This window comes from Paraburkholderia guartelaensis, assembly GCF_004353905.1.
In the GTDB taxonomy this organism is placed as follows: Bacteria; Pseudomonadota; Gammaproteobacteria; order Burkholderiales; family Burkholderiaceae; genus Paraburkholderia; species Paraburkholderia guartelaensis.
The window spans coordinates 42,227-55,532 of record NZ_SMOD01000031.1; the positions used below are offsets into that span (position 1 = coordinate 42,227).

At 63.0% G+C, this 13,306-nt stretch carries 11 protein-coding genes; 7 read left to right on the plus strand and 4 right to left on the minus strand.

Annotated elements, in window-relative coordinates:
* Positions 1–8: 8 nt before the first annotated feature.
* Genes E1N52_RS31120 through E1N52_RS31135 form a run of 4 tightly spaced genes read right to left on the minus strand, consistent with a single transcriptional unit; the run spans position 9 to position 5,559 of the window.
* Entirely contained in the window at positions 9–1,037 is a 1,029-nt protein-coding gene (locus E1N52_RS31120; RefSeq protein WP_133187096.1) for a hypothetical protein, read from the minus strand.
* 2 nt (positions 1,038–1,039) lie between these two features.
* Positions 1,040–1,561 (minus strand): (2Fe-2S)-binding protein, encoded by a 522-nt coding sequence (locus E1N52_RS31125; RefSeq protein ID WP_246089291.1) that lies wholly within the window; start codon positions 1,559–1,561, stop codon positions 1,040–1,042.
* Positions 1,558–4,287 (minus strand): xanthine dehydrogenase family protein molybdopterin-binding subunit, encoded by a 2,730-nt coding sequence (locus tag E1N52_RS31130; protein ID WP_133187098.1) that lies wholly within the window; start codon positions 4,285–4,287, stop codon positions 1,558–1,560. Before E1N52_RS31130 ends, E1N52_RS31125 begins: the two co-directional genes overlap by 4 nt.
* Before the next feature lie 36 nt (positions 4,288–4,323).
* On the minus strand, positions 4,324–5,559 hold the full coding sequence (locus E1N52_RS31135) for a formylglycine-generating enzyme family protein (RefSeq protein WP_425468169.1): 1,236 nt from the start codon (positions 5,557–5,559) through the stop codon (positions 4,324–4,326).
* Between the two features lie 407 nt (positions 5,560–5,966).
* Between E1N52_RS31135 and E1N52_RS31140 the strand changes: the two genes are divergently transcribed.
* From E1N52_RS31140 to E1N52_RS31170, 7 genes are all read left to right on the plus strand, one after another.
* Positions 5,967–6,392: a DUF4399 domain-containing protein gene (locus tag E1N52_RS31140; protein ID WP_133187102.1), complete on the plus strand. Its 426-nt coding sequence runs from the start codon at positions 5,967–5,969 to the stop codon at positions 6,390–6,392.
* A gap of 51 nt (positions 6,393–6,443) precedes the next feature.
* Entirely contained in the window at positions 6,444–6,869 is a 426-nt protein-coding gene (locus tag E1N52_RS31145) for a DUF4399 domain-containing protein (protein ID WP_133187104.1), read from the plus strand.
* Positions 6,870–7,193: 324 nt separating this feature from the next.
* Entirely contained in the window at positions 7,194–7,460 is a 267-nt protein-coding gene (locus E1N52_RS31150) for a hypothetical protein (RefSeq protein ID WP_246089292.1), read from the plus strand.
* 171 nt (positions 7,461–7,631) lie between these two features.
* A complete protein-coding gene (locus tag E1N52_RS31155; protein ID WP_425468170.1) occupies positions 7,632–9,056 on the plus strand; it encodes an efflux transporter outer membrane subunit in 1,425 nt (474 codons plus the stop codon).
* 177 nt (positions 9,057–9,233) lie between these two features.
* The gene (locus E1N52_RS31160; protein WP_133187108.1) at positions 9,234–11,096 is read left to right on the plus strand and encodes an FHA domain-containing protein; all 1,863 of its coding nucleotides are present in this window, start codon (positions 9,234–9,236) and stop codon (positions 11,094–11,096) included.
* Positions 11,071–12,504, plus strand: coding sequence for a beta-barrel domain-containing protein (locus E1N52_RS31165; RefSeq protein WP_133187110.1), 1,434 nt, complete (start codon positions 11,071–11,073; stop codon positions 12,502–12,504). The genes E1N52_RS31160 and E1N52_RS31165 overlap by 26 nt, the downstream gene beginning before the upstream one ends.
* A 48-nt stretch (positions 12,505–12,552) precedes the next feature.
* Positions 12,553–13,305, plus strand: a complete 753-nt coding sequence (locus E1N52_RS31170; RefSeq protein WP_133187112.1) for a peptidylprolyl isomerase — start codon at positions 12,553–12,555, stop codon at positions 13,303–13,305.
* Position 13,306: the final 1 nt, after the last annotated feature.

The following is a 13,306-nucleotide window of genomic DNA, read 5'->3' on the forward strand; positions in this document are numbered from 1 at the left end:
CGTGCAGGTCAATGCAATGACCGGTTGTTCGAACTCGAAGGCATGGGTGTGAACGCGCAATTCGGGTCTTTGTGCGCCGGGTCTTTGCAGCAGTCCAGCAAGGCATTGACCGACGCGACGTTTGCCTTGTCCCATTGTTCATTGCTCATGGCGTTGTCTGTCGGCATCCAGTGGTTCAGCGGATAAGTGTTGGCGAGCGGGTCGTTGCCTGGCGCTTTCAGCTTGCCCACAGAGAGTCCGAGAAAGGCGGTGCAGCTCTGCTCGCTGCCGATGCGGTGACAGCCAATGCAGGTGTTGCCCGGCGTGCTCATCGTCATGAGGTGATACGACGAGAAAGCCTGTCCGATGCTCGAATACTTCCCCCATGGGTCGGTGGGCACCTTGTCCCACACTTGACCGATATACGGGCTGAAGATGAAGGGGCCCGCGTCGTGGCATTTGAGGCAGGTGGGGTTCTTCGCGGTGTTGGTAGCAACTATGGCGGGTGTCGCCCAGAATTCGACCGCGGAAGTCTGTCCTGCAGGCGGCTTTCTCTCGTTTGGCGGTGGCACGCGGGTCGCCACGAATCCGCTACTCGCGGGCACGTCAGCTTGCGATATCGGTGGTGGCGGTGGTGGCTTCGACGCGAACCAGCAGGTCTTGCCGTTGCCCGAGTGATGCATCACGACGACTACGCCGTCATAGTGTGGATCCTTGTCGCCGCGCAGCACATCGCGACGGCAATACGCGGAAATTTGCGTGTTGCCTCGCGACAGATTCAGAATCTTCGAAAACGGGATGCATTGACCTTTTGCTTCTGAAGTCGGGCTCAGCAATGAAGGCTTGTCGCATCGCGTCGGGGACTCATTTGGCCCGGGCGGCTTTCCATCGATCGTAATCGGAATATCCGTTCCGTCATTGCAGTTGAACGGTGGGATTTCGCCAATTTCTCTCACGCATTGATCGGCGTATTCGAGCAAGGTCTGCTCATGCGTGAAGGCGGCAAGCGGCACGGCGAAGAGGAAGCACAGAGCGAACAGGCGGACGCGGACAGACATGGTCATCCTCCGCTTTTCATCTGCATTTGCGCGACTTTGCGAATCGCCTCGCGATACTTCACGTAGCCTGTGCACCGGCACAGATTTCCGCCCACCCAGGTGTCGATTTCCGTATCGAGCTGGTCCGCGCTGATGCGGTACGCCTTCACGTGTTCGAGCATGGCGGTCGCAGCCATCAGAAAGCCGGGCGTGCAGTAGCCGCACTGAAACGCGAAAGATTCGAGGAATGTCTGCTGCAGTGGCGAAAGCCTGTCGCCGTCCGCGAGGCTCTCCACGGTAAAGATATATTGATTCGCGACAGCGCTCACCGGCGTGACGCACGCCAGAGTCTTCTCCATCAGCGCGTCCTGGCGGCTGCGCAGGCCCACGGTGCACGCACGGCACGCGCCGATGCCGCAGCACACCTTGGTCCCCGTCAGGTCCATGCGCTCGTGAAGGAATTCGGCGAGGCTCATGTCGGTATCGGCGGCCGGCACGGTGACAGCGTGTCCGTTCACGTGAATCTTGACGTCGGCTTCGTTCACTTCAGGGCCTCGCGTATCTTGTCGGGCGTGACGGGGGTTTCCCTGAAGCGGTGCCCGGTTGCCATCGCCAGCGCGTTCAGCAGCGCCGGCGCGATGGGGCACATCACGGCCTCGCCGATGCCGCGCGCGCTGTGACGGTCTCCGTCTGGTGGCGGGAGCGCGATCAGTTCCTGCCGCGGGACATCGGTCATGCGCGTGATGAGGTACTGGTCGAGATTCCACGTGCCGTTGCCGGGGCCGTGATTGCCTAGCGGACACGATTCGCTCAGCACGTTGCTCATCGCCATGGCCACCGCACCTTGCGACTGGCCTTGCACGATCTCAGGACAGATCAGGCGGCCGGCGCTGAGCGTCGTGACGACATGTTCGACCTTCACGTCCCCGCTCTCGGGGCTCACGGACACGGCGACAAGCGCTGCCGAAGGCGCATAGTTTGTGCGCCCGAAATTGAACGTATCGCGTGGCGGCATCAACTTGCCGTGAGGCAAGCCCTTGAGATTGTGCGTATCGGGTCCAACGGCGATGTAGTCGCAGTCCATCTCGACGGCGCCCGATACGAACGTGTACCGGCTTGTCCAGAACCCGCCGGCGTAGGTGACATGGGCGGCGGCCACGGTGGGCAACTGCTGGCGGTTGATCTCGTCGAGCAACGCAGGCCAGCTGATTGCCGTGTGACCGGCGGCGATCAGCTTGCCATTCGTCCACTTGAGGTCTTGCCGCTCGACGTGCGGATTGCGCCATATCGCTCGCGCGGCAGGCAGCACGCTTTGCAGCATCAACACCATCGCGGCGCGGTCGACTGCCTGAAAGTGATGGAACGCACCGAGGCAGGCGCTCGAAGAATTGAAGGGGCTCGAGATCGCTTTGCTTCCCTGAGCATCCAGGATGCCCAGCTTTGTGTAATCGAAACCCGGTATCTGAAACGCCTCGACTTCGTTCATGGTGATTTTCTGCGCGTTCTGCCCAAGGCATGCGGCAGGCGCGAGGGCCAACGTGGTCGCCGCGCCATTGCCCATGTCCGTGTAATGCGTGAGCACATGCAGGCCCGCGTTCGGCTCGATCTGCACCATCGCGAATACGGCGTCTTTGCCGGTACCGTATGCCTGATTCGCCATGGCGAGCCCAACGCCATATCGCAACCCGAGCGCGTGGCGTTGCGCGCGCACGTTTTCCCTGTTGCGCCATAACTCGTGCGCTTCAAGCTGGTTCAGCAGGTCGGCGAGTTGAAGGTGGAACAGAATGGGTGCGCCAGTGAGCGTTTTGCCGTGCTTCTTGCTCAGCAGGTTGGTGCGTCGGATGTCGAATGGACTTTTGTGCAGCGCCTGGGCGGCCTCGTCCATGAGCGTTTCGATGGCGAGGTAAGCCTGAGGACCGCCGAAGCCGCGCTGCGAGCCGCCGAACAACGCGGGCGTATAACTCACGGAGCTTTGGGCAATGGCGCGCGGAATGTCGTAGCAACTCATGGCGCTCATGGCGGCAAGGTCGCCAACGGGGCCCGTGAGATTTTCCTTCGCGCCGCCATTGAAGCTGAAGGAACTGACGAGCGCCTGGAGCTTGCCGCTATCGTCGAGCCAGATGGACTCCGTGAAATCCGTTTCCGCGCGTTTCAATCCGACCTGAAATTGTTCGTAGCGCGACTGCTGCCAGCGCAATGCCCCCTTCGCGAATGGCGCGGCGAGCGCGAGATAAACGGGAAAATACGATTCGTCGCGGCCGCCGAATCCGCCGCCTGGGTAGCAGCTGATCACGTGAACGTGCTTGACGTTGATATTGCTGTCCTTGAACACCTTACATACGGATATGCAGTCGCCGCGCGGCGATTGTGTGCCGAGCACCAGGTTCAGACAACCGGAATCCGCCTGAAACCACGCCAGTCCCGACTCCGGTTCCATGAAGACGGGATCGATTGCGGGCGTTTTGAAGGCACCATCGAACTGGTGCCAGGCTTTGCTGTGGACCTTGGCGCTGGCCAGTTCGCAAATTTCTTTACTTGCGCTGTTGCGTGCGTTGGTGAATTTTTCAACGGGGAGGCTGCTACTCTGGAGGTTCGAAAACGACCTCGCGTCGTCGCGCACGTAAAACTTGGATGCGGACGCATACAAGGTGGTGATGGCGCTTTCCGGTACCGTTGCGCCGTACCGGATCACTGACTCGTTGAAATCGAGCAGTTTCTTTGCGTGGCGATAGGTATCGAAGTCTTCGAAGATCAACAAGGCGACGGGCTGGCCGTAGCAATTGGCGGGGCTGCCTTCCTGCGCAAAAAGATAGATATCCTGGTGACCGACCGGATCCTTCTCGGAGGCGAGATAGATGCGATTGTCATTCAACGTCTGGTTGGATACCACGGCAATCGGGCGAAGATCGTGCGGCAAGACGCTCAGGTCGAAGCCTTCGTAATTCTTGTCGATGCAATTGCATCTCAGCGCGTATAGCCAGTTTTCTTCTTTCGGACAGCCGTCGAAGTCGCGCGCCTTGTGGTCGCGCGCGTAGATCTTCGCGCCCGTGACCTTGCTCACGCCCTCGATGCGCCAGCGCGCCTTGCCCGGCTCCGGCGCCCAGTCGGGCGCGCCATTCGGTGCCTGTGGTGCGGAGTGGGCGCTCGTCGCGCCGAGTGCGGCTGGGCTGGCGGCCGTGAATGCGGTGATGGAGCTGACCGACATCGTGACCGCGCCGCTCCCCATGGCCTTGAGGAATGTCCGGCGAGTGATCGGAACATCGCAAGCCATGTGCGTCTCCAGGCGAGACCCGCAACGCGAACTGCGTTATTTCATGTCGCGTGCTACGCGAAATCCATTGGCTTCGTAGCGAACGCTGCTGTCGTATTTGAAGCGCGTGGCGGCGAGCATATAGCCCGCGCCGTCGCGCCACGATCCGCCGCGGATCACGCGCGTCTGGCAGTTGGGCTCGTCCCACGAGTGGCCATCGTTCGGCGCGTTCTTGTACGAGTTGTGCCAGCAGTCGCTGACCCATTCCCAAACGCCGCCGGCCATGTCGTAGAAGCCAAACGCATTGGCCGGGAACGAGCCGACGTCGTCGGGCGCCTCGACGTGCCACGGCGGCCCGCAGTCCTTGCAGTTCGCCGTGCCCTTGCGCATGTCGTTGCCCCACCAGTAGCGCGTTTCGGTGCCCGCGCGCGCGGCATATTCCCATTCCGCTTCCGTCGGCAGGCGATAGGGTTTGCCGCTGACCTTCGAAAGCCATTTCACGTATTGCTGTGCGTCATCCCAGCTCAGGTCGCGCACGGGGGCGTTCGGCGAGGCGTTGTTCTCGTTCGACAGGCGCGGGCAGGCGCTGGCGGCGACGCACGCGTTCCACTGCGCCACCGTCACCGCATATTTCGCGAGCGCATAGCTATGGCTGATTGTCACGCGGTGCGCGGGGCGCTCCGATACGTCGTCGGTGTCGATGCCCATGGTGAAGTTGCCGGGCGTCACCGCGACCAGCACCGGGCAAGATGGGCAGTCCTGAATGTCGTGTGGACCCGGCTTCGAAATGGCCGGATTGCCCTTGGCAGCAACTGCCGCCGCGGCTGCAGCCGTTGCCGCAGTCGTTGCGGCGGCCGGCGGCGCGGGTGGCGGGGCCGCCGCGGCAGGCGGTGTCTTCGCCTGAGGCACCGGCGCGGGTGCCGGTGTGGGCGTGGCAGCAGCAGCGGGGCTGCTAGCCGGATGCATGGCGGGCGTAGCGGGCGGGGCGGACGCTGCAGCCGGTTTCGATGCTTCCGCACGCAAACGTGTCAGGCGGGCCTGTGCGAGCGGTGCGAAACGGCCATTCGGATAGGCCTTGAGATACGCCTCATAGTCGCTCGCGTATTGACTGTCCTTGATCGAATTCCAGAACGTGATTTCGTATTCCTGGGAGGTGTCTTTCGGCATCAGGCCGACTCGCACGATCGCGACGCCATAGCGTTGCCGCGCTGCGCTGGCCGCTGCGAGCCGCTCATGCGCGGCGTGGGCAGTTGCGTACCGCCCCGGGTCTTGCGGCGCGATACGCGGCTGCACGCGTACTGGAGCCGAACGGTCATGCGCAGCCGGTGCAGCTGAGCGTAGAGTCGAGGTCAGGCCTAGCGAGATCAACAGGCACACAGGCAACACTAGCCGCCACATGTTCGTTCTCCCTATCAGGTGCCAACCCGGGTGCAAACCCAGGCGTCATCGCCTTTCAATGCCGACGGTGCGCTACCCCGCTGCAGTCGCCGGCCGCGCTCGCGCGAAACGCGCGCCGCCGCCGGCACAGGCACTGCCCGCGCACAACTACAAAATAGCACGCACGCCGCGCGATGCAGTAACTGGGTGGCACCCGCGCGCGCCGCGCCGATTTATCTCCATCCGCTTGAATCCGTCCTAAGCTGTAGAACACGCACCGAACTCCAAAGCCGCGCGCCGTCTGCCGAACGAGGAGCATAAAGATGCAACGAAGAGCAACCCTGTTGGCCCTGGCAGCGGCCGTCCTGATGCCGCGCCTCGCGTTTGCCGAGCGCACCCCGTCGCCACCCGGCGCGGAGGTCTACATCATCTGGCCGCCGGACGGCGCGACGATTCCCACCGGCAAGTTCTGGGTGCGTATGGGCCTGCGCAACATGGGCGTCTGCCCCAAGGGGATCAACAAACCGAACACGGGCCATCATCACTTGCTCATCGACACGGACCTTCCGCCGCTCGATCAGCCTATCCCGTCGGATCGCAATCATTTGCATTTCGGCGCGGGCGAAACGGAGGCCAGGATCGAGCTTCCGCCGGGCAAGCACACGCTGCAGTTGCTGATGGGCGACTACAACCACGTGCCGCACGATCCGCCGGTGTACTCGAAGAAGATCACGGTCACGGTCAAGTAGCGAAGGACATCCGGCTTTAGCCGCAGCGCAAAAGAAGCGGGAGTGCATGCCATGAACAGGTTCCTCGTTTTTGCTGCCAGCCTCGTGCTGCTCGCGGGCGGAGCGGCGCATGCAGGCACGACGCCGGCCGACCCGAACGCGCACGTTTATATCGGCTGGCCCAACGACGGTCAGGTCATGCCGGCCGGGCGCCCATTTCGTGTCTGGTTCGGCCTGCGCAACATGGGCGTGGCGCCTGCGGAAGTCGAGTTTCCCAACACGGGCCACCATCACCTGCTCGTCGATACGGACTTGCCACCGATGGATCAGCCCATTCCATCCGATCGCAACCACCTTCACTTCGGCGCCGGCCAGACCGAAACCATGCTGCAGTTGCCGCCGGGCAAACATACGTTGCAGCTGCTGATGGGCGACGCGCACCACGTGCCGCACAACCCGCCCGTCTACTCGAAGAAAATCACCATATACGTTAAGTGATCCATACGAATCGATCGCGAATGCTGCGGCAATGCCCGAACGTTTGCGACGCTTTTACCTTCTCCCGCCAAACAGTGTTCGCAGCGCGCCAACATAAGCCGTTCGACGCGTTGGCGAACGCCCATCACAACGCACGACTCGCGCGCGCCACGCGCCGCGCGTGAGATTCCGGGAATTCCAGAACAGTCCTTATGCAACGGGCGTTGCGCCGCCGTGCGCTTACGCGCTCGCGCATCTGGCACGCCTCATGCCTTGTTGGACCTGAGCCCGCAACCATGCAGCTCAAAACCCCAACAGTGTTGCATCCTTTTCTGGAGAACTGCCATGAGCAAGCTGATGATCGCCGACCTGAGCGTCGCGCAGGAACTCGACCGCCGTGAAATGAGCGCCGTGCGCGGCGGCCTGGGCCTTTGGCCCGTCTACTACCCGACGCCGAGCGTGAAGGTCGACTCCACCAACTTCTCCGCATCGCAGTTGATCGGCCAAACGAACACCATCCTGTCCAACACGGGCAACGACGTGGCGTTCGTGAACAACCTCCACGCCTCGACCAACCCCGTGCAAACGGCTCACAACACGATCCACTTCTGATCGTGCTGCCAGCCGTGGAGGCTTACCCGCTTCCACGGCGCCGCCCTCCACCGCATCCGCTGCACACCGCTTCTTCGTCGCGTCCTTCGCCGCCTTTCCCTCAAGGAGTCGATCGTGAACACACCGCTCTCGCCGTCCGCCGCACATGCAGGCCGCGGCGCGTCGCGCTGGCTGACCCGCTTCGTCGGAACGGCTGGGTTGTGTGCTGTGGCGCTGTGCGGGTGCACGGATCTGAGTACGCCTGCGTATAGGCGCCCGGACATGCCTGAGAAGGACGCCTGGGCGCATACGAGCCGCACGTTTTCCGCGGCCGATACGGTCAATCCGCAGTGGTGGAAAGAGTTCGACGATCCCTACCTGAATACACTCATAGAAAAGGCGATTGCGGGCAATGTCGATATCCGGGTACTGGCCGCGCGCATTGACGTGGTCGGCGCGCAGATCGGGGAAGTGCAGGCCGGTGCACTTCCCACGGTCGACGCGGGCGCGGGTATCGATTATGAGAAGAGCACGGGGCTAGCGCTCTCGAAGACCTATAACGTCGCCACTCAGGTGAACTGGGACATCGATATCTGGGGCAAAGTAGAAAAAAGCGTGCAGGCCCAAAAGGCCGAGTATCACGCTAGCGAAGCGGATTGGCGTGCAGGCTATTTGACGCTCGTTGCGAATGTGGCGAGCACTTATTTCCAGATTCTCCAGTTCGACGATCAGATCCGCGACGAGGAAGACACGCTCAGGCGGAACAAGCAGATTCTCACCATCTACCAGCAGATGTACGCAAACGGTGTCGCACCCAAGACCGAGGTGCTGCGCCAGAGCGCGGAAGTCAATGGCGTCACGAACGAACTGCTGGAATTGCACCGCGAGCGCGATACCGCCGAAAACGCGCTCTCCACGCTGGTTGGCGTGCCTGCGGGCGAGTTCAAGATGCCGTCAGGCCAGCTGCGCCAGCGCGTGAAGTTGCCGGACGTGCCCATGGGCCTGCCCGCGCAGCTGCTGGGGCGCCGCCCCGATGTGGTGGCCGCGCAGTACCGCATTCTCGAATCCTATCACGAAGTCGGTTCCGCGCGGCTCGCGCAATTGCCGACCATCAGCCTCACGGGCCGCGCCGGCACAGCCGCGTTCTCGCTCTCCGATCTCTTCAAAGTGTTCACGCTGAGCTTCATGCCGAGTATCGACTTCCCGATGTTCGACCCCAGCGTGCATGCTCATATCAAGACGACGGAGGCCCAGAGCAAGGTTGCCGAAGAGCAGTATCGCCAGGTCGTGTTCACGGCGTTCGAAGAAGTCGAGAACGCGCTCGTGAACCTCGATGCGCATAAAAAGCAGCGCATCGAATTGTTGCAGCAGAACGAACGGCTGCGCACCGTCGCGGCTCAGGTCGAGGCGCAGTTGAAGGAAGGGCTCGTGTCGCAACTCGAAGTATTGGAGTCCGAACGTTCGCTCGCTAATGCGGAACAGTCGCTTCTCTCCAACCATGAGCTGATCCTGAGCGACACTGTCACCCTCTACAAGGCGATCGGCGGCGGCTGGCCCGACGTCGCTGTCGCCAACGTGGCCTCGAATTCCGCTGTGTCGGCAGCGCCCGTCAAGTGAGCGCGTTCGTTGCGGCGGGCCGCCTCAGTTGTTTGACTCCAGCCAACAGTCGCCTACACTTTTCTAACACCCCGATCGCCGTGTGCAAGGCGCGCGGCTTCACACGGAGAGTCAGTGCGCACGCGGCGCTTGCGCCACGCGCGGCCTGGCTGACAACTGCTGATCGCTGGCGGAATCATGGTGCCTGACGCCGCTTCCATTGCCGAGAGCCAGACATCGCTCGACCGGACGTTCGATATCGTGCTGCGGCCGATATCGCATGCGGAGCTGGGCGAGATCCGCATCGACAAGGATCTTTTCGCAGTCGGGCGGACACAGCCGCCTTTTGCCGAGGCGAAGCCCGACGTCGTGGTCGATGTCTCGCGCCGTCACGCGCGCATTTTCCGCGAGGGCGCGGCGGCCTACGTCGCCGACCTGGGCAGCAAGAACGGCACTGCGGTCAATGGCATCGAAGTGACCCAGAAGCCCCACGTTCTCAAAGACGGCGACGAACTCAGTTTCGGCGGCGCGCTCGCGTTTCGCGTGAGCTTCGCGCCCCGTACGGTGCGCGCGCCCGCGCGGGCGATCGTGGTGACGCTCACGCCGGTGCGCGACGATCTCGGTTTGCAGCAGATCGTCGTCACGAGTTTTCCGTTCCTGGTCAGCAAGGCCGACGAGACGTTCTCGCAGTATCACGACGCGTATCCGCATCAGGTGAATTATTTGTCGCGGCGTCATGCGCATATCTATGCCGAAGACGATGCGATGTATGTCGAAGACCTCGGCAGCACCAACGGCACGTTCCTCGACGGACAGCGGCTCGACGATCACGCGGTCAAGCTCGAAGACGGCCAGCGGATCGCCTTTGGCGGCGAGCATTTCGTTTACCGGGTCGGCCTCGAGAGCACGAGTGGAAGCGATGCCACCGTGACCGCGACGCGCGAGCGCCGCGCGTCGGTGCTTGCCGAAGACGCCGACCGCACGACCTTCATCGGCAGCGCGCATTCGTTTCTCGACATTTTCTGCACGCCGCCCGCGCCCGCGCAGGAAGACGAAATCAACCCCGATGCGCCGCAACCCGCGCCGGAACCGGGCCATGACACGCGACGCCGGCGCGGCAAGATCGAGGTCTTCCTGAGCGAACTGAGCGAAGCGCTGGGCGGCAGCGGCAAGATCAACATGCGCGCTTTCGTGCGGTGGGGCGGTGGCGGGATTGCCGTGATCGTCGCGCTCGTTGCCCTCACGTATTTCCAGGGCGCGCCGCAGCGCGACATGCGGGCGTTGCTCACGAGCGGCCAGTTCGAAAGCGCGGCGCACATGGCCGATCAATATCTCGCGCGCCACCCGAACGACAGCACGTGGCGCGCGATGGGGACGGAAGCGCTCATCAAGGCGGACGTGCCCGACTGGGTCGCCGCGATCAACGCGCGTGCGTTCGACCGTGCGCGCGCCATCGTGGAAGACATGCGTACGCTCGCGCGCCACAATCCGGACGCCGCGCCGCTCGTGGAAAACATCGACTGGATCGGCGCGCTGCAATCGTTCGTGCAGGGACGGGGCGGTTCGCAGGCGCCGATTCGTCTCTATCACGACGAAGCCCCGATCCATGCGCTGACGAGCCGCTGGAACGACGACCCCGGCGAGCATCAACGTGCATTCGACCGGATTTCGGCCTATGTGCCGGCGTTTGCCGCCGTGTACGCGGATTCGCTCAGCCACTTGCGCAAGCTGCAGAGCGACGACTCCGTGTATGTCGCCGCGCTCGAGCGCATCCAGCAGGCAATCGACAGTGCGCTCGCGACCGACCGCTTCGACGCGCTGACCGCGATGCTGAGCGACTATGCGCAGCGCTATCCGCGCCTCGCCGGGCTCGATGCTGTGCGCGCCGACGTCGACCAGTACGAACAGATCGACAGCGAGGCGCACGCGGGCCATGTGCAGGCCGTGCACGACCGCCTGGCCGCCGCTCACTTCGTCACGCCACCGTTCGCAGCCCATGCGGACGCGCTCGAAAAGCTTGCGCTAGCGGGAGGGCATGGTGAATCCGCGCCAGCTCATTGAGCGCTTGCGCAAGGCGATCGGCTTGCTTGGGGGGCATGCGGCGCCGGAGCCGCCGCGGCCGCTTGGCGAGGCGCTGGGCGACCACAGCGAGGAGGGCGTGGCGATCCTCACCGCGCGCCCGTGGCGCCTCATCGAAGCCACGATCATCACGATGGTTGCGCTCGTGGTGTGCGCCCTCCTGTGGTCGTTCGTCGGACGCGCAGACGTCATCGTGAGCGCGCCGGGGGCGCTGGCTCCGGAATCCGAAGTGCGTCGCATCTACGCGCCGGTGGATGGGGAACTCGTGGATATCTACATCGCCGAAGGTCAGCCCGTGGAGAAGGACGACGTCATTGGCCGTATCAATGCGCGCGGTGCGATCCAGGCGGCGACCAACGCGCTCGACGCGCGCCTGAAGCTCGACGACGCCGAGCGCGACTGGAAGGAGTTCCCCGAGAAGAAGGCGCTCATGGAGCGCAAGGCCGAGGCGCTCAAGGCGCAGATGGACGTTGAAGCACATATGCATGAGACGCGCGTGGCAGAAGGCACGAGCAAGCTCCAGCAGTCCGAGAACGCCCAGCTCGACGAAGCGCGCGGCAATATCGACAACGCGCGCCACGTGCGAGACCTCGCGAAGGAAGACCAGGACAAGTACGAGCGTCTGTTCGCGCTGCCGGGCGGCGGCGGGGTCTCGCAAAGCCAGGTCGAGGAAAAGCGCAGCGCGTTCCTGCAGGCGGATAACAACTACCGGATCGCGCAGGCGCGGCTCACCGAATTGCAGGCGCAAACGAGCCACGACTTCGCGCAGGCGAAGGCGCAGCTCGAAGGCAGCGCCGGGCAGCTTACGTCGCTGCGCATCGAATACGACGCGACAGAGCGCGAAATCGCCAATACCGAGGACAAGCTGCGCCTGCAGGTGCAAACCGCGCGCCTTGCCGCCGACGCGGCGGCGCGTATCCGCTTCGAGAACATCGACAAGGACAACTTCCTGCTCGTGCTCGCGCCGGTCTCGGGCGTGATTACGGACGTGACGACGACGCAGCCCGGCGACAAGATCCAGGCGAACACGCCGCTCGGAGGCATTGCGCCCGCCAATGCGCGCCCTGTCGTGAAGGTGGCGATTGCGGAGCAGGACCGCGCGTTCCTGCATGAGGGCTTGCCCGTCAAGCTGAAATTCAACGCGTTTCCATATCAGCGCTATGGCGTGGTGGACGGCACGCTCGAATATATTTCGCCGACCACGAAACCCCAGGCGCAGACGAAGGAGCCCGTTTATGAGGGGCGCGTGCGTCTCGCGCGCGATCATTTTTCGATTGGTGGCGCGACGTATCCGCTGCGCTACGGCATGACGGCAACCGCCGAAATCGTGGTGCGCGAGCGGCGCCTGATCGACTTCGCGCTGGACCCGTTCCGGCAGGTCGCTGGCTGAAGACACTAATCAGTTCGGAATTCAGGAATCGGAAATCAGGGGAACGCAATGACGACAATTGTACGGATCGACGATGAAGCGATCGGCACGGAAGATTTCATCCGCGTGCTGAAACTCACGGGGCAGTTCGAGAGCCTGGTCGAGCAGCAGGTGCGCGACCGGCTGACGGTCATCGCCGCGAAGAAGATGGGCGTGAAGGTGGAGCCCGACGAAATCCAGCAACGTGCAGACCAGTTTCGCCGTGTGCGGGGGCTGCACCGCGCGGCGGACATGAATCGCTATCTGGACGTGTTCGGTATCAGTCTCGATGAATTCGAACGCTTCATTACCGACACGCTCTATCAGGAGAAGACCTTCAACCAGATCTGCAACGACGAGGCGGTCGAAAGCTATTTCAAGCTCAATTCGCCGAAATTCGACAGTATCGAAGTGAGCCACATCGTGGTGGACTCGGAAGGCAAGGCGCGCGAGGTCATGTCGATTCTGGAGGACGAGCCGCAGGCGTTCGGCGAAATGGCGCGCGAGCATTCGATCGCCGATACCAGCGAGCGCGGCGGCGTGATCGGCAAGGTGTTGCGCGGGTCGTTGAAAACGGACATCGAGGCGAAGGTGTTCAATGCGCAGGTTGGCGACCTGCTGGGCCCGTTTCCCGCGCCGGACGGTTCGTTCTTCGAAATTTTCTGCGTGACGGCAAAGCATCCGGCGTCGCTCGAAGCCGACGTTTCTGCCGAGGTACGGCGGCTCTTGCGCGAAGAGTGGCTCGCGGAGCGCGCGCAAGAACATATCATCGACGCGCACTGAG